20 protein-coding genes are annotated in these 24,165 nt (G+C 52.8%); 12 read left to right on the top strand and 8 right to left on the bottom strand.

Features of this window, described 5'->3' with window-relative positions; genetic code table 11:
* Positions 1–15: 15 nt before the first annotated feature.
* From ACTTKA_RS02735 to ACTTKA_RS02725, 3 genes are all read right to left on the bottom strand, one after another.
* Complete coding sequence (locus ACTTKA_RS02735) at positions 16–2,004, bottom strand: glucosamine-6-phosphate deaminase (protein WP_442723877.1); 1,989 nt, start codon at positions 2,002–2,004, stop codon at positions 16–18.
* Positions 2,005–2,166: 162 nt separating this feature from the next.
* Positions 2,167–4,629, bottom strand: coding sequence for a replication restart helicase PriA (gene priA / locus ACTTKA_RS02730; RefSeq protein WP_442723876.1), 2,463 nt, complete (start codon positions 4,627–4,629; stop codon positions 2,167–2,169).
* Between the two features lie 24 nt (positions 4,630–4,653).
* Positions 4,654–5,256: a porin family protein gene (locus tag ACTTKA_RS02725; protein WP_442723875.1), complete on the bottom strand. Its 603-nt coding sequence runs from the start codon at positions 5,254–5,256 to the stop codon at positions 4,654–4,656.
* Between the two features lie 421 nt (positions 5,257–5,677).
* Here ACTTKA_RS02725 and ACTTKA_RS02720 point away from each other — a divergent pair, with 421 nt between their 5' ends.
* The 9 genes from ACTTKA_RS02720 to ACTTKA_RS02680 all read left to right on the top strand — a co-directional run bounded on the left by ACTTKA_RS02720 (position 5,678) and on the right by ACTTKA_RS02680 (position 14,762).
* Positions 5,678–6,007 carry a hypothetical protein gene (locus ACTTKA_RS02720; RefSeq protein ID WP_442723874.1) on the top strand — a complete coding sequence of 110 codons (330 nt, stop codon included), beginning with the start codon at positions 5,678–5,680 and terminating at the stop codon, positions 6,005–6,007.
* A 270-nt stretch (positions 6,008–6,277) separates the two neighbouring features.
* Entirely contained in the window at positions 6,278–7,471 is a 1,194-nt protein-coding gene (locus ACTTKA_RS02715) for a saccharopine dehydrogenase family protein (protein WP_442723873.1), read from the top strand.
* 71 nt (positions 7,472–7,542) lie between these two features.
* A complete protein-coding gene (bcp, locus tag ACTTKA_RS02710) occupies positions 7,543–7,998 on the top strand; it encodes a thioredoxin-dependent thiol peroxidase (protein WP_442723872.1) in 456 nt (151 codons plus the stop codon).
* Between the two features lie 33 nt (positions 7,999–8,031).
* Positions 8,032–9,048, top strand: coding sequence for a recombinase RecA (recA, locus tag ACTTKA_RS02705; RefSeq protein WP_314695159.1), 1,017 nt, complete (start codon positions 8,032–8,034; stop codon positions 9,046–9,048).
* A gap of 1 nt (position 9,049) precedes the next feature.
* On the top strand, positions 9,050–10,003 hold the full coding sequence (locus ACTTKA_RS02700; protein WP_442723871.1) for a GNAT family N-acetyltransferase: 954 nt from the start codon (positions 9,050–9,052) through the stop codon (positions 10,001–10,003).
* Positions 9,985–11,292: a polysaccharide deacetylase family protein gene (locus ACTTKA_RS02695; RefSeq protein WP_442723870.1), complete on the top strand. Its 1,308-nt coding sequence runs from the start codon at positions 9,985–9,987 to the stop codon at positions 11,290–11,292. The genes ACTTKA_RS02700 and ACTTKA_RS02695 overlap by 19 nt, the downstream gene beginning before the upstream one ends.
* A gap of 20 nt (positions 11,293–11,312) precedes the next feature.
* Positions 11,313–12,410, top strand: coding sequence for a non-hydrolyzing UDP-N-acetylglucosamine 2-epimerase (wecB, locus tag ACTTKA_RS02690; RefSeq protein WP_314790671.1), 1,098 nt, complete (start codon positions 11,313–11,315; stop codon positions 12,408–12,410).
* The gene (locus ACTTKA_RS02685) at positions 12,407–13,645 is read left to right on the top strand and encodes a glycosyltransferase (RefSeq protein WP_442723869.1); all 1,239 of its coding nucleotides are present in this window, start codon (positions 12,407–12,409) and stop codon (positions 13,643–13,645) included. The genes wecB and ACTTKA_RS02685 overlap by 4 nt, the downstream gene beginning before the upstream one ends.
* A complete protein-coding gene (locus tag ACTTKA_RS02680; protein WP_442723868.1) occupies positions 13,638–14,762 on the top strand; it encodes a glycosyltransferase family 1 protein in 1,125 nt (374 codons plus the stop codon). Before ACTTKA_RS02685 ends, ACTTKA_RS02680 begins: the two co-directional genes overlap by 8 nt.
* 763 nt (positions 14,763–15,525) lie before the next feature.
* Here ACTTKA_RS02680 and ACTTKA_RS02675 read toward each other — a convergent pair.
* The 3 genes from ACTTKA_RS02675 to ACTTKA_RS02665 are packed head-to-tail and all read right to left on the bottom strand — an operon-like array spanning position 15,526 to position 17,397.
* The gene (locus tag ACTTKA_RS02675) at positions 15,526–16,227 is read right to left on the bottom strand and encodes a 16S rRNA (uracil(1498)-N(3))-methyltransferase (protein WP_075589272.1); all 702 of its coding nucleotides are present in this window, start codon (positions 16,225–16,227) and stop codon (positions 15,526–15,528) included.
* Positions 16,228–16,257: 30 nt separating this feature from the next.
* Complete coding sequence (locus ACTTKA_RS02670; protein WP_074452263.1) at positions 16,258–16,881, bottom strand: bifunctional nuclease family protein; 624 nt, start codon at positions 16,879–16,881, stop codon at positions 16,258–16,260.
* 15 nt (positions 16,882–16,896) lie between these two features.
* Positions 16,897–17,397, bottom strand: a complete 501-nt coding sequence (locus ACTTKA_RS02665; protein ID WP_097530873.1) for a thioredoxin family protein — start codon at positions 17,395–17,397, stop codon at positions 16,897–16,899.
* Between the two features lie 117 nt (positions 17,398–17,514).
* Here ACTTKA_RS02665 and ACTTKA_RS02660 point away from each other — a divergent pair, with 117 nt between their 5' ends.
* From ACTTKA_RS02660 to ACTTKA_RS02650, 3 genes are read left to right on the top strand one after another with little or no spacing between them, the layout of a single operon-like run.
* Positions 17,515–18,753, top strand: a complete 1,239-nt coding sequence (locus ACTTKA_RS02660; protein WP_046472706.1) for a 3-keto-disaccharide hydrolase — start codon at positions 17,515–17,517, stop codon at positions 18,751–18,753.
* A gap of 29 nt (positions 18,754–18,782) precedes the next feature.
* Positions 18,783–19,643, top strand: coding sequence for a sugar phosphate isomerase/epimerase family protein (locus tag ACTTKA_RS02655; protein ID WP_442723867.1), 861 nt, complete (start codon positions 18,783–18,785; stop codon positions 19,641–19,643).
* 32 nt (positions 19,644–19,675) lie between these two features.
* On the top strand, positions 19,676–19,849 hold the full coding sequence (locus ACTTKA_RS02650) for a hypothetical protein (RefSeq protein WP_442723866.1): 174 nt from the start codon (positions 19,676–19,678) through the stop codon (positions 19,847–19,849).
* Positions 19,850–19,897: 48 nt separating this feature from the next.
* On the opposite strand, the gene ACTTKA_RS02645 is transcribed toward ACTTKA_RS02650, so the two are convergent.
* Complete coding sequence (locus tag ACTTKA_RS02645) at positions 19,898–21,079, bottom strand: TolC family protein (RefSeq protein ID WP_442723865.1); 1,182 nt, start codon at positions 21,077–21,079, stop codon at positions 19,898–19,900.
* Positions 21,076–24,159 (bottom strand): efflux RND transporter permease subunit, encoded by a 3,084-nt coding sequence (locus ACTTKA_RS02640; RefSeq protein ID WP_442723864.1) that lies wholly within the window; start codon positions 24,157–24,159, stop codon positions 21,076–21,078. Before ACTTKA_RS02640 ends, ACTTKA_RS02645 begins: the two co-directional genes overlap by 4 nt.
* Positions 24,160–24,165 lie beyond the last annotated feature (6 nt).

Raw genomic sequence — 24,165 nt, 5'->3', positions numbered from 1 at the left:
ATTCGGGAACTTACGTTACCGGATGGGAATATACTGCACGAACGCCTCGATAGCCTCATACGAAGCCAGACCGAGTTGTTTGTACAGCTCGGCTGTCGCACGGTTACGGTCTTCGGCGCGTTGCCAGAAGAGGCGTTCGTCATCGCCAAGGAACGGTGCGCTTTCAGCCTGCGACTGATGCTTGAGAATCGCGTTCCGTTTGTAACGCAACTCTTCCGGACTGATCGGCACGGCCATCTCGATATGGTCCATCTCCCATTCCGCCCATGCCCCGCGATACATCCATATACGGCAATCCTTCATCCACTTCTGATCTTTCACCTCATCGATCGCAGCCAACGCAGCATCGAGACACACCTTGTGCGTTCCGTGCGGGTCGGCCAAGTCGCCGGCGACAAAAATCTGATTCGGCTTCACTTCGAGCAAGAGTTTCTTAATGATCTCCACATCTTTCTCGCTGATGGGGTTCTTCTTCACCAGACCCGTTTCGTAGAATGGCAGATCGAGGAAATGTACATGCTCGTCCTTGACTCCCGAATAACGACATCCGTGACGCGCTTCTTCACGACGGATCGTACCCTTCATAAACAATACATCGGGACGTTCGGGCTTGCCGTCTTCTTTCTTGTCGTAGCGCAGATACTGTATGATCTCTTCCGCTTTTTTCCGGATCGTCTTGTCTTTCGGCGAATATTTATCACATACATCGCACAGATATTCGCAATACCGGATCACTTCCTCATCGCCTACGGCAATGTTGCCCGATGTCTGATAAGCCACATGCACGTCATGATGCTGGTCGCACAGACGACGCAACGTTCCGCCCATCGAGATCACATCGTCATCGGGATGCGGGCTGAAGAGGATCACTCGCTTGGGATACGGCTCGGCACGTTCGGGACGGTTCGAATCGTCGGCATTCGGCTTTCCGCCCGGCCATCCGGTGATGGTATGCTGAATATCGTTGAATATTTTGATGTTCACATTGTAGGCCGACCCGTAGAGCGCCAGCAGCTCGCCGAGCCCGTGTTCACTGTAATCCTTGTTGGTAAGTTTGAGGATCGGTTTATTCGTCAACTGACAGAGCCAAACGATGGCGCGACGAATCAGTTTGTTGTCCCATTCGCAGGTCGTCACGAGCCACGGATGACTGATACGTGTCAGGTCACAAGCCGACGAGAGATCGATGACCGCTTTGGCATTCGCATGATGCTGGAGGCAAGTAGCGGGCAAAGCATCCGTCACCGGATTTTCGATCGTTTTGCGGATAATATTGGCTTTATTTTCACCCCACGAGATGAGCACGACCTTTTTCGCATCCATAATCGTACCGAGTCCCATCGTGATCACGCCCGCGGGCACGTTTTCGATAGAGCTGAACAACAACGCCGACTCCTTGCGCGACGTGTCGTCCATCAGCACCAAATGCGTGCGTGAGGCAACCGACGTACCGGCACTGTTTAGACCGACCGTGCCTCCCTGTCCGATACCAAGCAGCATATAATCAATGCCTCCGCATTCGTTGATCTTCTGCTCATAGCTCTGACAGAACTCATAGATATCGTTTTTGTTCATAAAGCCATCCGGGCTGTAGATGTTCTTTTTCGGAATATCCACATGATTCAGGAACACTTCCTGCAACTGATGCAAGTTGCTGTTCGCCGCATTCGTCAGCGGATAAAATTCGTAAAGCAAAAAAACGATCACATTCTTAAAGCTCAGCTGTTCCTCTTTATGCATCTGAATGAGGTGTTGAAAAAGCGTGTGCGGCGAACGTCCGCCCGGTATAGCCATGACGAACTTCTTCTTAGCCTTTTGCTTTTCTCTGATCTCGTCGGCGATTTCTTTAGCCAACGCTGCCGAACCTTCATCCATCGTCGCATAGATGTGTGTCCGTATCTTCTCGAAACGTGTCAGCGAAGTGTACTCGTAAGCATTTTCCGGATTGTAGTATCTTTCCGGTATACGCGTCAACGTAATTTGTGAACTTAAATTATTTCTCATTATATTATTATATTTGATTTTTTTTCCGCACAAAGGTACGAAAAATATCGTCTCACGCGCCCTTCAAAAACAATTTGCAGCGAACAATGTGTTTTAGCATCATGTACACGATAAAAACGCACAAGAAATTCCGTATCGAGGATGACAAATGCTGTTCCGCTCCTACTGCGGATCAACATCGGCATGCAGAATAACCTGACGGAACGACGGTGTCTGCTGCATCGCCGCATGAGCGGCTTCGAGCGTGTGACGCACGTCTTTCACGGCAACCGAAAGCGGTATCTTCAACATAATCCGGCGCACAAACAACGTCTGGACACGACCTATCGGCGGTACGAAGGGGCCGATGACGTTCGTCCCCAAATCGGTTCGTAACCGCTCGGCGTACATGGCCGCGAACCGGTTCAGTGTCGATTCGTTCTTCGCCCGCATGATGACCGTGATCAGGCGGCAATAAGGCGGATAGCAGTATTGCTTGCGCTCGGTCAGTTGCGAGAGCGCCATCCCGTCGTAGTCGAAGGTCTGTACCATGCGCAGTAGCGAATGTTGAGGCTGTGACGTCTGAATGATAACCGTTCCCTGTCCGGCACGCCGTCCTGCGCGTCCGCTCACCTGCATCATCAGCTGAAAAGCCCGCTCATGAGCGCGGAAATCGGGAAAGTTCATCAGGCTGTCGGCGTTCAGCACCCCAACCACGCTGACGTTCCCGAAGTCCAATCCTTTCGAGAGCATCTGCGTTCCGATCAGGATCTGCGTCTTCCCCTCTTCAAAATCGGTCAGGATACGCTCGTAGGCACGACGCGTACGGGCATTGTCGAGGTCGAGACGCGCTGTGGCGGCGTCAGGGAACAAGGTGGCGATCTCCTCTTCGATATTCTCCGTGCCGAAGCCTACCATCTTGACCTCGGCGCTCGCACACGAGGGACAACGCGACGGCACAGGTTGCGAATAACCGCAATAATGGCAAACTTGCCGGTGACGGCTGCGGTGATACGTGAGCGTCACGTCGCAGTTCACGCAGTGCGGCACATAACCGCACGCCTTGCATTCCAGCATCGGAGCGAAACCGCGCCGGTTCTGAAACAAAATCACCTGCCGTCCGTGCGTCAGCGCCTCATCGATTTTTTCGCGCAGCAACGGAGAGAACAGCGTCTCCTTCATGATTTTTTTGCGTCGCAACGTTTTCACGTCGACGATATGAATTTGCGGGATTAACGTTGAGCCATAACGTTCACGCAGCGTGACCAGCCCGTATTTTCCCGTCTTCGCATTATAAAACGAATCGAGCGAAGGCGTAGCCGAGCCGAGCAGTGTGCGGGCGCCGTGCATCGAGGCCAGCATAATGGCCGCATTGCGCGCGTGATAGCGGGGCGCCGGATCCTGCTGCTTATACGACGGTTCCTGCTCCTCGTCCACAATGACCAGCCCCAGAGCGGAAAACGGCAGAAACAGCGACGAACGTACTCCCACTACCGCCAACGGCTCGTCGGCCTCAAGCAGCTTATTCCACACCTCCACCCGTTCCGCGTCAGAGAGCCCGGAATGATACACCAGCAGACGTTGGCCTAACACCCGCGCCAACCGTTCGGTGATCTGTGTCGTAACGGCAATCTCCGGCAACAGATACAAGACCTGCCGCCCCTCCCGCAACGTCGCAAGGATCAGATGCAGATAGATTTCCGTTTTTCCGCACGACGGCGCTCCGTGTAACAGGCAAACGGCTTTCGTCGCGAACGTCTCGTTGATCGAGGTAAACGCCGCTTGCTGTGCCGCGCTCAGCGGACAGGGCGGATGCAGAGCCGACGTAAGATGTAACCGGCTGACCTCTTTCCGGTACGCCTCGATCACCCCACGCCGCAACAGCCCGTTCAGCGCCGACGGATCGACACCAGCTGTTTTCAGTAACGTTTTTCGGGAGATTTCGGGTGTGCCTTCTCCCCGAAAGGGTTTCGTTTCGTCGAGGAAAGAGAGTAACAGCTTCTCCTGCTTCGGTGCCCGCCTCAACGATTCAAACACTGAGACGAGATCCGCTTCTTTCTCATACAGGGAAGACAGACGCAGGTAGATTTCCGTCTTGGGCACGAAGCCGCGTTTAAGTTCTTCGCGAACGGTTATGGCTCCCTGCTTCACAAGTTGCGTCAACGCGGGAATCAGGTTGTGCAGGCCGGTTTTCTTCTCAATCTCTGCCACTGTTTGCGGCTTTCCCTCTCCCGCCAACGCATCGAGTAGCGTTTGCGACTTGGGCGACAGAGGACGGGAAGCCTCAAAATCGTCGCAAAGCGAAACGACGGTCTCGCTTCCGAGTTTCAGGCCGGAAGGAACAGCCGCTTTATACACATCGCCTAACGCACAAAGGTAATACGAGGCCATCCATTCCCAGAAATGCAATTGACGCTCGTGAAGGACAGGCGCTTCATCGAGCACGGTAAAAACGGATTTGACCGCATACGAATCGTCGGGAGGACGCTCGTGCACCTCCCGTACGATAGCCGTATAGTAACGCTTGGCCCCGAACGGAACAATCACCCTGCCGCTGGGCAACACCTGCGACGCTATACCTTCGGGGATCGCGTACGTGTACGTCTGTGCCAAAGGCAAGGGCAGGATGACATCCGCATATTTCATACGTTCTCCGGAGGGAATCTTCCTTTAGAAGAATACGGCAGCCGAGATCATCCACGTGTGCGGCTTACCGATATAAGACATAAGATCGTTATCGACCTTGTATGTCTTATAATTGTCGGTCAACCCGAGACTGTACGTCAATCCCACCTGTACGATATCGAACACCTCAGCACCGGCCGTTAAGTTCAACCCTGCGGCAAAACTCTGGGCCTTCAATTGATCCGTCACTCTTCCGGGGATGTTTCTGAGCTTGTCGCCCGACACGCGGAACGAAGCATACGGACCGGCCGCCACGTAAGGTTTGACAAGCGGTAACATAATCTTGTACTTCAGATTGACGGGCACATCGACATAATCGTTCCGGTATCCTTTATCATTCAATCCGAATCCTTTCTGACTGTATACCACCGCGGCGTCGACCCCCAGACCGGCTACAGGAATCATCAGCTCAATCATCGGGCCGATATGAAATCCGGTGATGTTCTCCGAATCAATCACATCCTGATTAAACTTTACGGAAGCAATGTTTACCCCGCCTTTCACGCCGAAGCGCAACTGTGCCTGCATAGCCGGCGCTGCCAGCAATGCCGCAACGAATAAAAACCATTTCATCTTTTTCATCATCATGATCTTCTATCATTAATATTTATACTCGATTGCAAAGGTATTACAATCCGTTTAATAAACAAACCCAATACTTCATCCTCTCCCCTTTCGCTTCGCTCTCCCCCCTTCAAAGGGGGATGTCCGTATCAACGGCATCACGGGCGAACACAGAGGTTCGCCCCTACGCGGCATACCGAACGTTGTTTGCTGATGGCTGAACGCTAACGATTACGTCAGGCTTTCAGCCCTCCGACGAGGGGAGCGCCTGTTTTCCCAACGCTTCGCATTGGGCTGAATTAACGCGCCCTTTCAGGGCTGTTTGTCAATTGTTATTGGTTATTTGCCGGGTACACGGAATCCGAACGCAGAGGAACATCCCCCCAGCCCCCCTTCAAAGGGGGGAAGAGCAAAGCGCAGTGTTGGGGGAACAGACCGAACGTCTTTGGCGTTCGTCCATGGGCCTCGGGCGGTGAGCCGACGGAGCAGCGAGCGGGGCGAAAGAAAATCAGGCTGTCCGAGCGAAGCGAGTTACCTGATTTTCCGACCTGCAAGCGTCGCGAAGGCGTGTGAAGCGCACGAAGCCTTGACCTTTGGGTTACTTTTGGGTCAAGCCAAAAGTAACGGAAAAGAGATTCTTCGCTTCGCTCTGAATGACAAAGGTAGGGGAATTACGAATTACAAATTACGAACGCTGATTAATTCAGGCTTTCAGCCCTCCACTGAGGGGGTGGCCTTTCTCCCCAACGCTCCGCTTCGCTCCACATTGGGCTGAATTAACACGCCCTTTCAGGGCTCTTACAGCAGTCAGTTAGTCAGCGTTCAGCAAACAATTCAGCATCTCAACAATTCAACATCTCAACAACTAAACACCTAAACACCTAAACAGCTCAACAACTAAACATCTCAACAATTCAACATGTAAACATCTCCCTGATTTGAATTCTCTTTCTCTAAAAAAAATGACGGAATATATTCATCAACGAAAAAAGCCGTATATTTGTCGTTGAGACAACATTCTTTTATTTCATATACAAAATAAACTATGGGCAGAACTTTGGTTATCGGTGCCGGCGGGGTAAGTACCGTGGCAGTAAAGAAAATGGCGATGAACGCCGACGTGTTTACGGATATTATGCTTGCGAGCCGTACAAAAAGCAAGTGCGACAAGATCGCGTCGGACATTAAAAACATGAACGTACTTACGGCACAGGTAGATGCCGATAAGGTAGATGAGCTGGTTCGTCTGTTCGAGGACTTCAAACCGGAATTAGTCGTTAATCTGGCTCTGCCGTATCAGGATTTGCACATCATGGATGCCTGCCTGAAATACGGCGTCAGCTATCTGGATACGGCCAACTATGAACCGCTCGATGAGGCGAAGTATGAATACAGCTGGCAATGGGCGTATAAAGACCGCTTCGAGAAGGCCGGTCTGACGGCTATTCTCGGATGCGGATTCGATCCGGGCGTAACCGGAGTGTTTACCGCCTATGCCGCCAAACATCATTTCGATGAGTTGCATTACCTCGACATCGTAGACTGCAACGCCGGCGATCATCACAAGGCTTTCGCCACCAACTTCAATCCGGAGATCAACATCCGCGAGATCACCCAGAGAGGCAAATATTTCGAAAACGGAGCATGGCACGAAACCGATCCGCTGTCGGTACATCAGCCCATTCACTACCCGAATATCGGTCCGCGCGAATCGTACCTGATGTATCACGAGGAGCTGGAGAGCCTGACGAAGAATTTCCCGACACTCCAACGCGCCCGTTTCTGGATGACGTTCGGACAGGAATACCTGACCCACCTGCGCGTGATGCAAAACATCGGCATGACGAGCATCAAGCCCGTATTGTACAACGGAGTAGAGATCGTACCGATTCAGTTCCTGAAAGCCGTATTGCCCGATCCCGGCAAACTGGGAGAGAACTATACGGGCGAGACCTCGATCGGTTGCCGCATCCGCGGGATCAAAGACGACAAAGAACGCACCTATTACATTTATAATAATTGCAGCCACGAGCAGGCATACAAGGAAACGGGTGCGCAGGGCGTAAGCTACACCACGGGCGTACCGGCGATGATCGGCTCGAAGATGTTCTTCAAAGGACTGTGGAAGAAACCGGGAGTGTGGAACGTCGAGGAGTTCGATCCCGATCCGTTCATGAAAGAGCTGAACGAGCAGGGACTGCCGTGGCATGAGATCTTCGATGGCGATCTGGAGCTGTAAACCGTACTATAACGGGATAAAAGTGAAAACAAATTGATCGCACAAGTTAAATGAACACGTAAAAGTAAGATATGGCTATACAAACAGGAGATAAAGTGCCTGACCTTTTGGGATTCGATCAGGATGGAAAAGAAGTGAAAGTAAGCGATTACAAAGGACGTAAAATCGCATTGTATTTCTATCCCAAAGACAACACGAGCGGCTGCACGGCAGAAGCATGCAGCTTACGCGACGGATATGACGGGCTGAAAAAAGCCGGCTACGAAATCATTGGGGTGAGCAAAGACAGTGCCAAATCACACCGCGGATTCATCGAAAAGCAAAACCTGCCCTTCCGGCTGATTGCCGATACGGATACGACCCTGCAACAGCAGTTCGGTGTTTGGGCAGAAAAGAAGATGTATGGACGCACCTATATGGGAACCTTGCGCTATACGTTTCTGATCGATGAAAACGGGGTAATCGAAAAAGTCATCGAGAAAGTCGATACGAAAAATCATGCGCAGCAAATCCTGAACGAAAAGTAACCAACTCTATAAAACAGCAAGAAATAAATCGTTATGGCAAAAGAAAAGAAAGAAGAGACAGCCGTCAACACAGACAAACTGAAAGCCTTGCAGGCGGCCATGGAGAAGATTGAGAAGAGCTATGGCAAAGGAGCGATCATGACGCTGGGAAACGACCACATCGAAAATATCGAAGTCATTCCTACCGGCTCGATCGGACTGAACGCCGCCCTTGGGGTGGGAGGTTATCCGCGCGGACGCGTAGTCGAGATTTACGGACCGGAGTCGTCGGGTAAGACGACGCTGGCCATTCATGCGATTGCCGAGGCTCAGAAGATGGGTGGCATTGCGGCTTTCATCGATGCGGAGCATGCCTTCGACCGGTTCTACGCGCAAAAACTCGGTGTCGACATCGACAACCTGCTCGTTTCGCAGCCCGACAGCGGCGAGCAGGCGCTTGAAATCGCGGAACAACTGATCCGCTCGGCCGCCGTCGACATCATTGTGATCGACTCGGTTGCCGCGTTGACGCCGAAAGCCGAAATCGAAGGCGAAATGGGCGACAGCAAAATGGGGCTGCAAGCCCGGCTCATGTCGCAAGCCTTGCGTAAACTGACAGCTGCCATCAGCAAAACAAAAACGTCATGTATCTTCATCAACCAGCTGCGTGAAAAAATCGGCGTGATGTTCGGGAACCCCGAAACGACAACCGGAGGTAACGCCCTGAAGTTCTATGCTTCGGTACGTATCGACATCCGTCGTATCAGTACGCTCAAGGACGGAGATGACGTGAAAGGTACACAGGTACGCGTCAAGGTGGTGAAAAACAAAGTGGCGCCGCCATTCCGGAAAGCAGAGTTCGACATCATGTTCGGCGAAGGTATTTCGCGCGCCGGCGAGATCATCGACTTGGGAAGCACGCTGAATATTGTCAAGAAAAGCGGCTCATGGTTCAGCTACGGAGATACGAAGCTGGCTCAGGGACGCGACGCTGCCAAGCAGTGCATCATCGACAATCCCGAGCTGGCAGACGAACTCGAACAGCAGATATTTGAGAAGCTGAAAGGGTAAGATGTCCCGCAAAGAAACTTATCGTACATTATGCCGGACAGAAGAAAGCCTCCCGGTTTTCTCGCGCGACTGGTGGTTGGATGCGGTATGTGGCGAAAAGCGATGGGACGTTCTGGTCATCGAAGAGAAAGGGCGCGTCGTCGCCACCATGCCGCTATATATTCCAACCGGCGGCGTGGTCTCGATGCCCTGCTACACGCAGGCCTTGGGGCCGTGGTTCGCCCCGCTCTCTCACGACACCAAATACACCACCGCACTGGGATACCGTCAGGCGCTGGCTTCGCAACTGACGGAACAACTGAAAGCCTATCGTTCCTTTCTCCAGAATTTCAGTTATGAAATCACGGACTGGCTACCGTTCTACTGGGAGGGCTACACACAAACGACACGCTACACCTACCTGCTGAAAAACATCGGCGAGACCGACCGGCTTCTGAGCCGGATGAGTCAGAACATCCGCCGTAACCTCATCAAGGCGAAAGAGCATCACGGCATCACGGTCAAGACGGGTATTCCGACGGAAGCCTTCCTTACGATTCAGCAAAAGACATTCGAACGTCAGGGCACGGTGAACCGGCAAGACCCGAATGTACTGAAAAGACTGATTGAAGTCTGTCGCCAACGCGGGCAAGGCGAGATTTTCGGAGGATATGACAACGACGAACAGCTCCATGCCGCCGCCTTTATCGTATGGCAGAAAAGCTCCGCATACTACATTGCGGGAGGAGGCGACCCGCTGCTCCGTCATTCGGGCGCACACGGTTTGGTGCTTTGGGAAGCCATTCGGCATACCGCACAATATACGGACACTTTCGATTTCGAAGGATCTATGCTCCGGGGCGTGGAACGGTTTTTCAGAGAATTTGGCGCCATCCAGACACCCTACTTCACAATATGTCGGGGAAAACGGAGTTGGATAGACAGGATCAAAATCAAATGGGCGCAAACGAGATGACGGATATCGAAGCATACATCGTCCGGTTCCTGTTAGGCGATCACCTGACGGAAGACGTATACCGGCTTGTCGGCTATACCTCCGATCCTCGCGACTACGCAAACTATAAGCTCGTGATCGTTCCGTCGGGATTCTTCAACGAGGAGGTTTACGGAACGGCTTCTACCCTGCCCCGTCTGCCTCTGCCGACCATCGAAAACATCCCGCTGCTGTTCGGATCGCCCGACGTCACACGTGTGGGAGACACCCTCGTTACCCGTGCCGATTTCATCGCGAGCGCTTTCTTCCTGATAAGCCGTTATGAAGAATGGATGCGGAAAGACTGCCGTGACGAACACGGACGATTCCCCGGAAAAGAGTCTTTGCCCGCCCGTGGCAGATTCATCGACCGGGCCGTGATCGACGAGTACGGCAGCCTGCTGCGGAAGTGGCTGCGACAAGCCGGATGCAACGCACCCGAACCGCCCGAAGCGTTCCGCCGGATCCATCTGACGCACGACGTGGACGCTCCGTTTCGCTGTCGCACGTGGAAGCATGTGGTACGGGAAACGTTGAAAGGAAACATATACCACGCTTTGCGATGGAAATACGGCAAGCTCGAAGACGATCCTTTTTACACCTTCCCGTGGATGCTGAAACAGGGAGAAAACATGCGGAAAATCTTCGGCGAGGAGCACTGTCAATCCATCGTGTTTTTCCGGGCGGGAGGAAGCGATGCCAGAGACAAGCCGCATTACGACCTCAACGGCAAAGATATGCAACAGCTGCTCAAGCTATGCCGCGAATATGAAGCAATCATTGGCCTGCACACCAGCTACAAGGCTGGCCGACAGCCCGGTTTTATTCTCTCGGAGAAGCAGACCCTTGAGAAGGCATCCGGCTTCGCGATCACGCAAAACCGTCATCACTTCCTGACCTCACGCGAACCGGAAGATATGGAAGCGCTCGAAGCGTCCGGCCTGACGGACGATTATACCATGGGATATGCCGACATGGCCGGCTTCCGGTTGGGTACAAGTCGCGCCGTGCGATACATCAACCCCGCCACCCGACGACTCTCTCCCTCGCTCACCCTCCATCCGCTTACGGTCATGGACAGCACGCTGAGCGAACCGAAATATATGAATCTGGACGAGGGACAGGCGCTTCGCTACTGCATGCACCTGGCCAGTACGACCCGGAAAATGAACGGAGAACTGACGCTTCTCTGGCACAATACCTCCGCGACGCTGCGTTGCGGATACTTGAAAAATCTATACAGCAAAATCTTATATTGGCTCACCATGTAACAACGTAATATCAAACGTATATGAAAATAGTAACCATTATCGGAGCACGTCCGCAATTTATCAAAGCGGCCATGATCAGCAGAGCGATTATCGAACATAATCGCCATTCGGAAGGCGAACGTATCGAAGAGAAGATTCTGCATACGGGGCAGCACTATGACCGGAACATGAGCGAAATTTTCTTTAACCGGCTGGGAATACCGCAGCCCACATGGAAACTGCACTGCGGAGGCATCGGCAGTCATGCGAAGATGACGGCGCAGATGCTTGTCGAAATCGAAAAAGCTTTGCTCGAAAGCATGCCCGACCAAGTACTCGTCTACGGCGATACCAACTCCACCCTATCCGGCGCGCTGGCAGCTACACAACTGCATATCCCGGTCGCACATGTGGAAGCCGGGCTGCGCAGCTTCAACCGGAAGATGCCCGAAGAAATCAACCGCGTGCTGACCGACCATATCGCCGGCCATCTGTTCTGCCCGACATACGCCGCCATCCGTAACCTTCGCGACGAAGGCATCACGCGCAATGTCTTTCATTCCGGCGACGTGATGTACGATGCCGCCCTGACCTTCGGCAAGGTAGCCGAAGAACAGTCTGCGATCATGTCGACACTGCGACTGAACCGTCGTTCGTTCTACCTCTGCACGGTACATCGCGCCGAGAATACGGACGACAAGGATCGACTGACGCAGATCGTTCATGCCCTGATCGAAATAGCGACGCCCGACAAGCCTGTTATCTGGCCGTTGCATCCCCGAACCGAACTGTATCTCGACACGTATCGTCTGCGCGAAACGCTCGCTTCTCACCCGGCGGTAAGAATCATCGATCCGGTCGATTACATCGATATGGTCATGCTCGAAAAAGAAGCGGCAACGATTCTGACCGATTCGGGCGGCGTACAGAAAGAGGCCTACTTCCATCGCACGCCGTGCATCACGCTGCGCGAAGAAACGGAATGGACGGAGACGATCGAGGCCGGGTGGAACCGGCTGGCCGGCTACAAAACCGGAAAAATCATCCAGAGCCTGCATATCGAGTCCGAACGCAGAGAGATTGAAGAATACGGCGACGGGCACGCTGCCGAGAAAATCATCAAGGCGCTTTGCTCATGAAGCACGTGCTGATACTTTGCGATCAGTTTCCGCCGGCCTTCGGGCCACGCATGGGCTACCTGTGCAAGTATCTGAAACAAAACGGGTGGCATCCGACCGTGGTGTCGGAGTATCTTCCCGACGAGACCTTCGCTTTTCTGAAAGGCGATACCGACGTCTCTTTCATTCGCTACCACCGTTCAGGAAGTCGTGTGGAATGGTTGAAAGTTCTGCTGCTGGAATTGTTTTTCGGGTACAAGAACCGGCGTATGGCGCAGGAGGCGGAAAAAAAACTCCAACAACAACGCTACGACGTGTTGCTTTGCAGTACCTACCGGAGCTTCCCGCTGTCGGCCGCACGAAAAATCGCCCGGAAGTATCGCCTGCCGTTCGTCGTCGATCTGCGCGACATCATCGAGCAATACAGCAACTGCGAATATATCGCTCATCCGCTCCCCAAGCTGTTCGGAGCAGAGAAGCTTATCGCCCGGCTATTCCGCAGCCACAACCTCCGGCAACGAAATAAGGTGCTGCGCCGGGCCGACTGTGTCACTACCGTCTCCCCTTGGCACGTCTCCGTACTGCAACGTCTGAACCCGAACACGCAACTTATCTGTAACGGATTCGATCCGGAGTTGTTTGCACCTGTCACCATCCGCACCCCGGAATTTCGCATCACCTATACCGGACGCCTGCTCAGTTCTTCCATGCGTAATCCGGAACTGCTTTTCAAGGCTGTCGCACGGCTTTCGCGCGAAGGAATCATCACCCCTGAAACGTTCCGTATCCGCTGGTTCATCGATCCGCAGTCGAAGCAACAGCTTCAACAAGAAGTCAAAATATATCCAATCGCCGACTATATGGATTATCCCGGTTATGTGCCGGCCGCACGTATCCCCGCCATCCTCAACGAAAGTTCGATGTTGCTGCTGCTGACGAACAAGGCGGACAAAAACGGTCCGAAAGGCATCATGACCACGAAATTTTTCGAAGCGCTGGCCGTCGAGAAACCGATACTTTGCGTGCGGGGCGACGAGGGATGCCTCGAAGAAGTTATCAGACGAACGAGGGCCGGCCTTTCGGCACACAACGAAGAAGAGGTGTACGCGTTTATCCGGCGGTATTACCTCCAATGGCAAGCGGAGAAAACAACGTCGATCGACGTCGACCGCAAAGAAGTGCAATCGTTCTCACGCAAGACGCAGGCGCTCCAATTCATCCGTATTTTCGAACAAATCGCACCGCATCATGAATAAAACGTTACATGTCGTCGCACTCAATATTCCGTGGCCGGCCAACTATGGAGGAGTCATCGATATTTATTACAAGGTCAAAGCCCTGCACGAGTGCGGAGTCAAAATCATCCTGCACTGCTTCGAATATGAGCGGCCGCACGCAGCCGAGTTGGAAGCAATCTGCGAGGAGGTGCATTATTACCGTCGGCGGACGGGATGGCAGACGAATATCTCGTTGCTGCCGTACAACGTGTACAGCCGTAAAGATGAACGTTTACTCCGAAATCTGCGGAAAGACGACTACCCCATTCTGTTCGAAGGACTGCACACCTGTTACTACCTGACCGATCCCGAACTGGCAAGCCGTATCAAGATCTTTCGCGGATGCAACATCGAGCACGATTATTACCATGCCATCGGGCAGGCCGAGCATCATCCGTTGAAGAAACTGTTTTACCATGTCGAAGCCGAGCGATTCCGGCGATTCGAACAGAAGGTCGAGGACGCCCAAATCATGCTGGCCGTATCGATGAAAGACTGTACGTATCTGCGGAAGACCTTCCCGAAGAATCACGTCGAATTTATGCCGTGCTTCCACGCCTACAACGCCATCACCTCGAAAGAAGGACAGTCCGGCATGCTCCTCTACCATGCGAAATTGTCGGTCAAGGAGAATGAAACGGCAGCGCTCTACCTGATCCGTAACGTGTTTGGCAAGCTCTCGCCGTTCCGCTGCATCATTGCCGGAATGAATCCTTCGAAAAGACTGCTGAAAGAAGCGGCACGCTATCCGAACATCTCCGTCGAAGCCAACCCCGCAGCAGAACGGATCGACCGGCTCATCGGCGAAGCACACATCCATCTGCTCGTGACTTTTCAGGACACCGGGCTGAAGCTGAAACTGCTGAACAGCCTCTTTGCCGGACGCCACGTCGTCGTTAATCCGCCGATGCTCGCCGGCAGCGGGTTAGATGAGTTATGTCACATCGCCGAGACACCGGAGCAAATGATTGCCACTTGCCGTCGACTGATGAAGCAACCTTTCACCGCCTCCGAAATCGAACGACGCGAACAATTGTTGTTCCCCACCTATTCAAACCGTTACCAAGCCGAACGCCTTATCCGAATGATTTGGTGAATACCTGAAAGACGTTGAGGGGTTGAGGGGTTGAATTGTTGAGATGTTTAGTTGTTGATCTGTTTACTGAACGCTGTAACAGCCCTGAAAGGGCGCGTTAATTCGGCTGACACTCCTCAAGAACCCGAGGACGGCCGTATTCGATCGGCCGCTGACCGTCAAATAACCGCTATTTTGGGAAAGCGGCTTTCCCAACACGGGGAAGGGCACTTTCCCTGCACGGGGAAAGGTGCTTTCCCAACGGCTGGAAGGCTGCTTTCCCAATGGCTCGCCTTTGTCATTCCGAACACCTCCTCTTGTCATTCCGAACGCAGTGAGGAATCTCGCGGGGAAAAGAAAAGAGATTCTTCGCTTACGCTCTGAATGACATATTAATGGTTAATGGTCAATGGTTAATTGTTATGCCGGGTACACGGTATCCGAACGCAAATTTCGCAAATAACGCGAATGGACGCAAATACCCCCCTTTGTCATTCCGAACACCGTGAGGAATCCCGCAGGGAAAAGGAAGGAGATTCTTCGCTTCGCTCTGAATGACAAATTAATGGTTAATTGTTATGCGTGATACACGCCGAACCATGTACCCGGCAAATAACCATTAACCATTGACAATTAACCATTGAAAAGCAGCCCTGAAAGAGCGCGTTAATTCAGCCCAACGCGTAGCGAAGCGTTGGGAAACAAGCGAGCCCCTCCGATGGTGTTACTATCCGATAAAAATAAACTGGAAGCTCCTGATTCCTTTATCCATCGTCGTTATCTCTTACTGATTCAGGACATGAAGGGTATGGCAGGCGGTGAAGGCGGCTGTCTCGGTGCGCAGGCGGCTTTTTCCCAATGAAACACCTATGAAGCCATGCGCTTCGGCCAGCTCCACTTCTTCCTTGCTGAAATCTCCTTCGGGGCCGATCAGTATCAGCGCATCTTCGCCCGGACGGTAGACGGAACGAATCAAAGGCAAATCCTCCGGAGTGTGGCAATGCGCAATCATTTTCCGTCCTTCAAACGGACGGACGACGAAATCGCTGAAGTCGCTCATCCCGATAAGCTGAGGCAGACGTGCTTTCTGCGATTGCTTCATGGCCGAAACGAGGATTTTCTCTAACCGCTCGGTCTTTACCTCCCGACGTTCCGAGAAGCGGCAGTTGAGGCATGTCACGGTATCGATGCCTACTTCGGTCGCTTTTTCGAGAAACCATTCCATACGGTCGATATTCTTCGTCGGCGCTACGGCCAGATGTATCCGGAACGGCCATAACGGCGCCTGCGGCAGGTGTTCTACAACCGTTACCCGGCAATGTTTCGGATGGGGTTCGGCAATCACAGCCCGGTAAAACGACCCTTTACCGTCGGTCAGCATCAACGTGTCATCCACTGTCAGACGCAGTACTTTCGTGCAATGCCTCGATTCCTCTTCGGGTAAGAGCGGGTTCGTCGCAATGTCGGGAGCGTAGAAAAGCTGCATGCGTGAACTATACTATATAAGGTGTATCGTTTATTGTATATCGCCGAAATGATCACGGCGGTTCAGTTCGTCCCGGTAAATCTTGGCCGACTCGTATTTCTCTTCGCCGATGGCTTTCTGCATCCGCTCTTCAAGCTCACCGCGTTGCAGCATATTGAGCCATTCGCGTAGTTTCTCCGGGTCGTGAATCTCTTCGGGATTCAGGTCTTTCGATAATACCGGCGCTTCGTTTTCGATCGTTCCTTCATCAATCACCACCCCGCATTGCTGCATGATCGATTCGAGCGTGTATATCGGACAGTTTACCCGCAAGGCGATCGCTACGGCGTCCGACGTACGCGAGTCGATACGTACTTCGTTCGTTCCGTCCGAGAAGATAAGCTCCGAATAGAATACTCCTTCCTCGAATCGATAGATGAATACTTCCGAAAGAAAGAGTTTAAACGACTGTATCACCCCGACGAACAGATCGTGTGTCAAAGGACGGGGAGGAGTTAGCTCTTCCAACGCAATCGCGATCGATTGCGCCTCCGAAACACCGACGATGACGGGCAGGCGGCGCGGCCCTTTCTCCGACAAAATCAACGCATAAGCCCCCGACTGGACCTGACTGTTCGTCAATCCCTGCACGATTAATCTGATCTTCTTATCCATTGTTTGATTCCTCCTTCATTTTATTCTTCGCATTGCATTCTCAATGGCTTCGAGTGTTGTTTCCCGCAAACGGATGTACTTCTCTTTATCCAGCAGATAAAGTGCCGGTAACGAATGGAACAGATAGTTGCTTCCGGGGATGATCGACAAATGTTCGTCATACCCGTTGATCCACTGCTCCGGAAGGTGGGAAGCATGGCTTTTCCAAAGCTCCCGGTCATTGTCCGGATAAATGGCCAGCACCTGCAACTTTTTCTCGGCAAAGAGACGATTCAGGATTTCCGATCCGGCTATTTGTTCGGTGAGTAAGCGGCAGTCTTCGCACGTCGGTTCGTAAAAATAGAGCAGTATCCATTCCGAGGTAAGCGCGTAAAGCGAATCCTTTTGCCCTGAGCCCAATGTATAGGTGAAATTGCCCGCTTTTACCGGAGGGACGGATGTCTGATGTTCGGCTTTCATTCCGCACAAAGCGGAGAAGAACAAGACAACGCCCAGCATAATCCGTTTACTTTTCATTCTTTTTGTTTTCACCGGACAAAGATAATCATTTTACAAAGAATGACTATCTTTGTGGAGTTTTTTGAAAATTTTAAAATTGTTTTTATGATGAAGTGCATGAATTGTTTATGTGTGATGGTTTTATTCGGAGCCTTAACGGCATGTTCCGAGAAACCGCAAAATGTGTTGACCGAAGAGGAAAAGGCGGCGGGATGGCAATTGCTGTTCGACGGTCAGACGCTCGAAGGCTGGCGTGATTACAACGGTCAGGCCCTGACCGGTCCGTGGGAAGTGGTCGACGGTGCTATTCAGGCCGATGGCGAAGGCAGCGATGAGAACGGATACATCGTGTATGATCGTATCTATGAGAATTTCGAGCTGCAATGGGATTGGAAAATCTCGAAAGGCGGTAACAGCGGATTGCTTTATCACGTTGTGGAGCGTCCGCAGTACAAGGTGCCATACGTGACCGGTCCCGAATACCAGTTGATCGACGACAAAGGGTTTGCCGAACCGTTGGAAGACTGGCAGCGTTGCGGCGTGGATTATGCGATGTATCTGCCCGATTTCGCGACGATGAATGTACGTCCCGCCGGCGAATGGAATACCTCGAAAATTGTCTTCGACAACGGACATGTAGAGTACTACATGAACGGACAGAAAACGATCGAATTCGAAGCATGGTCGGACGATTGGTTTCAACGTAAGAACAGCGGTAAGTGGGAGAATGCTCCCGAATACGGTCTGGCGCGCAAAGGGCTGATATGCTTGCAGGATCACGGTTATCCGGCATGGTTCCGCAACATTAAAATCCGTGAATTACCGCGCAAGACGGAGGAAGAAGAATTATTTAACGGCAAAGACCTGACGGGCTGGGATGTTTACGGAACGGAGCAATGGTATGTACAGGACAGCCTGCTCGTTTGTGAGAGCGGTCCCGACAAGCAGTACGGTTATCTGGCCACATGCAAATATTATAACGATTTCGAGTTGACGGCCGACTTCAAGCAGGAAGCCGATGGCAACTCGGGTATCTTCATCCGTTCGTTCGTAGAAGAAGGAGCGAAAGTGAACGGCTGGCAGGTGGAGGTGGCTCCAAAAGGATTCGATACGGGCGGTATCTACGAGTCGTATGGCCGCGGATGGCTGATCCAGATTCCGGACGATCGCGAAAACTTCCTCAAAGAAAGAGAGTGGAACACGATGCGTATCCGGGTGGTCGGCAATCAGGTAACGACTTGGTTGAACGGCGAACAGATGGTCGATATTCAGGACGAGAAGATCGGTGCCGGTCAAGGCCGTATCGCTCTGCAAATACATGACGGAGGAGGTATTAAGGTGCTTTGGCGTAACATCCGGGTGAAAACATTGTAATCATTCCCTCACCAATAACGATCCGGAAGATGAAAAGAACGATATGGCTGGGAGCGGTCGTTACACTTATATGCAGCCTTTTACCGACCGTTTGTCCGGCACGGGACAAGGCTGAGAAAAACGGTTGGCGGTTGTCCGTGCAATCGTATTCGTTCCATAAGTTCACGCTCGTAGAAACGCTCGACAAAGTAGCGGAGCTGGGGGTTCACAACATCGAGGTCTATCCCGGCCATAAACTGGGCGGACAATGGGGCGATCGGGTATTCGGCTACGATCTCGACGCACAAACGCGCGAAGAGCTGAAAGCGCTTGCCGCCTCGAAGCAGATCCGTTTCGCGGGTACCGGCGTGTACATGACCGACGATGCCTCGACATGGGAAAAGATGTTCCGACTGGCCAAGGATATGGAGATGGAATTTATCTCGTGCGAACCGGCCACGAAAGACTGGGATCTGATAGAACGTCTGGCCAAACAGTACGATCTGAAAGTATCCGTCCATAATCATCCGCAGCCGTCGGACTATTGGACACCCGAAAACGTGTTGAAACAGATCTCGACGCGTGATGCACGCATCGGTTCCTGTGCCGATGTCGGTCATTGGCGTCGCGAAGGGCTTGATCCGGTAGAGTGTTTGAAAATGTTGCAGGGACGTGTACGGTCGCTTCATTTCAAAGATGTCGCACCGAAAAAGGAAGGTGTGGTCTGGCAGGGTGATGTGATTTGGGGCACCGGCAGTCTGGATATGAAAGGCATGCTCGAAGAGTTGAAACGTCAGCGGTTTGAAGGCGTTTTCTCGATTGAGTACGAAGCCAACTGGGAGAACTCGGTACCGGATATTCGGAAATGTATCGAATATTTCCATCAGACGGTCGAAGAACTATTTCCCTAAACTACTTCTTTCGGATTCACAAATAGAAAGGGGTGTGTCGGAGCTTTTTGCTCCGACACACCCTCTTTTCTTATGCGCCCGGTCGATACGTGCTTATCGATGCAGTCGATACGTACTTATCGATGCAGTCGATACGTGCTTATCGATACAGTCGATACGTGTTTATCGATGCAGTCGATACGTACTTATCGATCCGGTCGATATGAATGACACTTCATCTCCTTTTCCGACTGTTGCGCTCTACTTTACCGTTATCAAAGTTTGTAGCTGTAAATCGCGGCCAGCACTTTGTGGTATTCGCTTTGCAATTGCAGATGATAGTCGGTGCTCTGATATAGCGTGCCGATGCTGACGAAATACTCGATCATGGAGATTTGTCCGGCTTGCAACGCTTTATTCAGCAGGGTCAGGTTGTCCTGATTTTTAAGCACGGTATCAAATTCGTCCATCGAAGCGCGGAGTACCTGCAACCGGTGATAGAGCTGCATCAGGCGGTTCTCGACCTGTACCGCAGTGCTCTCACGTTGCAACTCTACATAATGACTTTGACGGTGCGCCTTCTTCACCTGATGGCGGTTTGAAAAGAGCGGGATGCTCATTCCCACGACGAAGCCGTTGTATCGATCTCCACCGGTGGCCGTGTTCAGCCGATAGCCCAGCTCCAGTCCAGGCAGCCCCTGAGCGCGGCTTACGCCGATCTGCCGCTGCGCTTCGGCCTGCCGGTATTGCAACGTCTGTAATGTGGCGTCGGCGGCCAGCGCCTCGTCACGTAACGCGTCCCACGAGGGCGGTTCGGCAGGCGAAGGGTAAACCGTATCGGTGAATGCGACGGGGTGTCCGCCGTTCAACGTGGCCAATTCGCGCAACTTGCCTTCGCGTTCCGTCTCGTTCAGCCGTTCCTCCGTCTTTACGTTTAAGAGCTCGAGCTTGATTTTATTCGTCTCCAGTATATTGGCATTGCCTTTCTTCAAACGCTCGTCATACAGCTCCGCCAGCCGCTCGGCGTCGCGTCGCCGTTCGCGAAGGAGCTGTCGACGCCGGTTAAGCCACACTAAATCGAGGCAGACTTCTTGGGCATTGAGCAATACCTGACGACGCTCACCGGTGTATTGCGAGGCGAAGAGTTGTTGGCGAACGGTCGTCAGTTTGCTGCGTTGCCCGTAAACCGTGGGGAACTCGAACGACTGCGACGCGACCAGCTCACCCTGTACGCCCATCTCCGCACGATTGCCGTATTGATGCGAATAACTCACCGATGGATCGGGCAGGTTATTCTCACTTTTCGATTCGAGCAACTGCAACTCGTAATATTGGCGGGCGGCCTGCAACTCGCGGTTATTCGTTTCCACTTGACGCAATACCTCGTCCATCGTCGTCTGCGCTTGCGCCACGATGGTCAGCAGCACGGCAAGTCCTGCTATCATATATTTTTTCATACGTTTTGCTTTTTATGGATTAAAAGATACATAATCGGGATGATAAAGCCGTTTAACAGCGTAGAGGTCAGCAATCCGCCCAGAATCACGACAGCCATCGGGCTCTGAATTTCGTTACCCGGCAGATCGCCTCCCAAGGCCAGCGGAACGAGCGCCAGCGCCGAGGTAAGCGCCGTCATCAGAATGGGGTTAAGCCGGTCTGATGAACCTTGCCTTACACACTCAATCAATGACAGCCCACTGCGTTTCAGATCGTTGTATCGATCGATCAGAAGCATGCCGTTGCGTGTGGCAATGCCGAACAGCGAAATGAATCCGATGATGGCGGGGATGCTGATGATTCGGTCGGCAAAGAAGATGGCAAAGATGCCGCCGATGAGTGCCAACGGAAGATTCAGCAGTACGACGGCCGACTGCTTCATGCTCCTAAACTGGTTGTAAAGCAGCAGAAAGATAACGAAAATAGACAGGATAGAGGCGACGAGCAGCGTGCGCGATGCAGCCTGCTCGCTCTCGAACTGTCCGCCGTATTCGATGTGATACCCTTCGGGAAGCACGATCTGCTCATCGATCCGTTCGCGTATCCGGTGGACGATACCCCGCAGGTCCCCGCCCGACACATTGGCCGAAACGACGATCTTGCGACTGACGTTCTCGCGGCTGATCGTATTCGGCCCGCCGGACGAAACAATGTCGGCCACGTAGTTCAACGGTATTTTCCGCCCGTCGGCATCGATGATCAGATCACCGATCCGGTCGATGCCGCTCCGGCTCTCGTCATTGACCCTTACGGTCAGATCGAAGGAGCGATTGCCTTCATACACCTGCGAAACGACCTCGCCACCGAGCATAACCGATACATACTCTCCGAACTCGGAAGGGGGGATGCCGTATTTGGCGAGCATCTCGCGTTTCGGCTCGATTTTGATCTGAGGACGTTCGATCTGCTGCTCTACGTTCAGGTCGGCAATCCCCTCGATATCGGCGATACTCGTCTTAATCCGGTTGCCGAGCGCGAACATACGGTTCAGGTCCGTACCGAACAGCTTGATGGCAATATTGGCTCGTGTGCCCGATAACATCGCGTCGATACGGTGCGAGATGGGTTGTCCGATCTCAATATTTACTCCCGAAAGTGTTTTCAGCTTCTCCCGCACTTCCTCGACGACCTCTTCTTTCGACCGTCCGGAAAGCTCGAACGGCGCTTCGATCTCAGAGACATTGACCCCCAACGCATGCTCGTCTAACTCGGCGCGTCCGGTCTTACGTGCCACCGTCCGTATCTCCGGAATCGAAAGCAGTAACTCTTCCGCCCGGCGACCAACCTTGTCCGACTCTTCGAGCGAGATGCCCGGCAGTGTACTTACGTTGATCGTAAACGAACCTTCGTTGAACGACGGCAAAAAACTGTTTCCCAACATGAAAAAGGCGACGAGCGCCACGAGCGCGATCCCGCCCGTAATGCCGAGCGAAGCCTTCCGATGGGTTAGCGTCCGGTCTAAAGCGCGTTCGTAAGCCGCCTTGAGATGACGCACCACGAACGGCTCTTTATTTTTCTTTGTCTGGCGGTCTGCCGTGAGCAGAAAACTGCATAACACGGGAGTCAGCGTCAACGCTACGAGAGTAGAGGCAAACAGCGCCACAATAAAAGCCACGCCCAACGGTGCCAGCATCCGCCCCTCCATACCCGAAAGGAAGAACAACGGCACGAAGCTGACGACGATAATAAAGGTTGAGTTCAGGATCGGCATCCGCACCTCCTGCGAGGCGTCGAACACGACGGCAATCACTCCGCGCCGCTCGGCCTCGGGCTTCTGCCGGTTCTCACGCAGACGTTTGTAGACGTTCTCGACATCGACGATCGCATCGTCAACGAGTGAGCCGATCGCAATGGCCATCCCTCCAATACTCATCGTGTTAATCGTCAGTCCCATCAATCGTAACACGACGATGGCAACGAGCAGCGACAAGGGAATGGTGACGAGCGAGATCAGGGTGGTTCGTGCATTCATCAGGAAGATAAACAAGATGATCACGACGAAAACAGCCCCTTCGATCAGCGATCGCTGAATGTTGCCGATCGAGTTTTCGATAAACCGTGACTGCCGGAAGATGTCCGTTGCCACCTGCACATCACGGGGCATCGTTTTTTGCAATTCGGCGATGGAGGCGTCGAGCTTCCGCGTCAGATCGAGCGTGCTCGTATGCGGCTGTTTCGTGACCGTCAGCAATACGGCCGGCTTGGCGCGGTGCGACGCTACACCGAGTTTCGGCATCTTCGCGCCGATACGTACGTCGGCCACATCGCCCAGCAAGAGCGGCACTTCGCCCACGCGTTTTAATACGGCTTTCGACAGGGCATCGACGTCGTTGGTGGAGATCACGCCACGGATGATGTACTCGTTTCCGTATTCATATAATACCCCGCCCGACGCGTTTTGATTCATGTCGCGAACTACTTTCATCACCTCATCCAGACCGATCCTGTAATGCTTCATCTTTTCAGGATTCAGCAACACCTGATATTCCCTGATATCGCCTCCCAATACGGCTACTTGCGCTACTCCACCTGTAGACAACAGACGCGGGCGAATGGTCCAGTCGGCGATCGTTCGCAGTTCCTCCATCGAGGTCGTATCGGCCGTCAGGCCGATAATCATCATCTCGCCGAGAATAGACGATTGCGGCCCCAGCGTCGGTCTTCCTGCGTTCGGCGGTAAAGATTCGCCGATCATAGCCAGCTTTTCCGATACGATCTGGCGCGCACGGTAAATATCCGTCCCCCAGTTAAACTCGACCCATACGACCGAGAAGCCGGTTGTCGACGATGAACGTACGCGACGCACATCCGTCGCTCCGTTGACGGCCGTCTCTACCGGAAAAGTGACCAACCGCTCTACTTCTTCGGGAGCCATCCCTTTTGCCTCGGTCATCACGACTACGGTCGGAGCATTCAGGTCGGGGAAGACATCCACGTCCATGTTCATGGCCGTATACGTACCGGCAAAGAGCAATAATACAGCTGCGGCAAGCACGATCAGCCGATTATTCAATGAAAATCGTATAATATTATTCAGCATATCCGT

The organism is Tannerella sp., assembly GCF_052170195.1.
Classification (GTDB): Bacteria; Bacteroidota; Bacteroidia; order Bacteroidales; family Tannerellaceae; genus Tannerella.
Note: the sequence above shows the minus strand (reverse complement) of the source record. Positions and strands in the feature narration are given on the sequence as shown.

Excerpts from the sequence above, each read along its gene's own strand:
- ACTTKA_RS02735 (WP_442723877.1), bottom strand. The coding sequence starts at position 2,004 with ATGAGAAATAATTTAAGTTCACAAATTACGTTGACGCGTATACCGGAA.
- priA (WP_442723876.1), bottom strand. The coding sequence starts at position 4,629 with ATGAAATATGCGGATGTCATCCTGCCCTTGCCTTTGGCACAGACGTAC.
- ACTTKA_RS02725 (WP_442723875.1), bottom strand. The coding sequence starts at position 5,256 with ATGATGATGAAAAAGATGAAATGGTTTTTATTCGTTGCGGCATTGCTG.
- ACTTKA_RS02715 (WP_442723873.1), top strand. The coding sequence starts at position 6,278 with ATGGGCAGAACTTTGGTTATCGGTGCCGGCGGGGTAAGTACCGTGGCA.
- bcp (WP_442723872.1), top strand. The coding sequence starts at position 7,543 with ATGGCTATACAAACAGGAGATAAAGTGCCTGACCTTTTGGGATTCGAT.
- recA (WP_314695159.1), top strand. The coding sequence starts at position 8,032 with ATGGCAAAAGAAAAGAAAGAAGAGACAGCCGTCAACACAGACAAACTG.
- ACTTKA_RS02700 (WP_442723871.1), top strand. The coding sequence starts at position 9,050 with ATGTCCCGCAAAGAAACTTATCGTACATTATGCCGGACAGAAGAAAGC.
- ACTTKA_RS02695 (WP_442723870.1), top strand. The coding sequence starts at position 9,985 with ATGGGCGCAAACGAGATGACGGATATCGAAGCATACATCGTCCGGTTC.
- wecB (WP_314790671.1), top strand. The coding sequence starts at position 11,313 with ATGAAAATAGTAACCATTATCGGAGCACGTCCGCAATTTATCAAAGCG.
- ACTTKA_RS02685 (WP_442723869.1), top strand. The coding sequence starts at position 12,407 with ATGAAGCACGTGCTGATACTTTGCGATCAGTTTCCGCCGGCCTTCGGG.
- ACTTKA_RS02680 (WP_442723868.1), top strand. The coding sequence starts at position 13,638 with ATGAATAAAACGTTACATGTCGTCGCACTCAATATTCCGTGGCCGGCC.
- ACTTKA_RS02675 (WP_075589272.1), bottom strand. The coding sequence starts at position 16,227 with ATGCAGCTTTTCTACGCTCCCGACATTGCGACGAACCCGCTCTTACCC.
- ACTTKA_RS02670 (WP_074452263.1), bottom strand. The coding sequence starts at position 16,881 with ATGGATAAGAAGATCAGATTAATCGTGCAGGGATTGACGAACAGTCAG.
- ACTTKA_RS02665 (WP_097530873.1), bottom strand. The coding sequence starts at position 17,397 with ATGAAAAGTAAACGGATTATGCTGGGCGTTGTCTTGTTCTTCTCCGCT.
- ACTTKA_RS02660 (WP_046472706.1), top strand. The coding sequence starts at position 17,515 with ATGGTTTTATTCGGAGCCTTAACGGCATGTTCCGAGAAACCGCAAAAT.
- ACTTKA_RS02655 (WP_442723867.1), top strand. The coding sequence starts at position 18,783 with ATGAAAAGAACGATATGGCTGGGAGCGGTCGTTACACTTATATGCAGC.
- ACTTKA_RS02645 (WP_442723865.1), bottom strand. The coding sequence starts at position 21,079 with ATGAAAAAATATATGATAGCAGGACTTGCCGTGCTGCTGACCATCGTG.
- ACTTKA_RS02640 (WP_442723864.1), bottom strand. The coding sequence starts at position 24,159 with ATGCTGAATAATATTATACGATTTTCATTGAATAATCGGCTGATCGTG.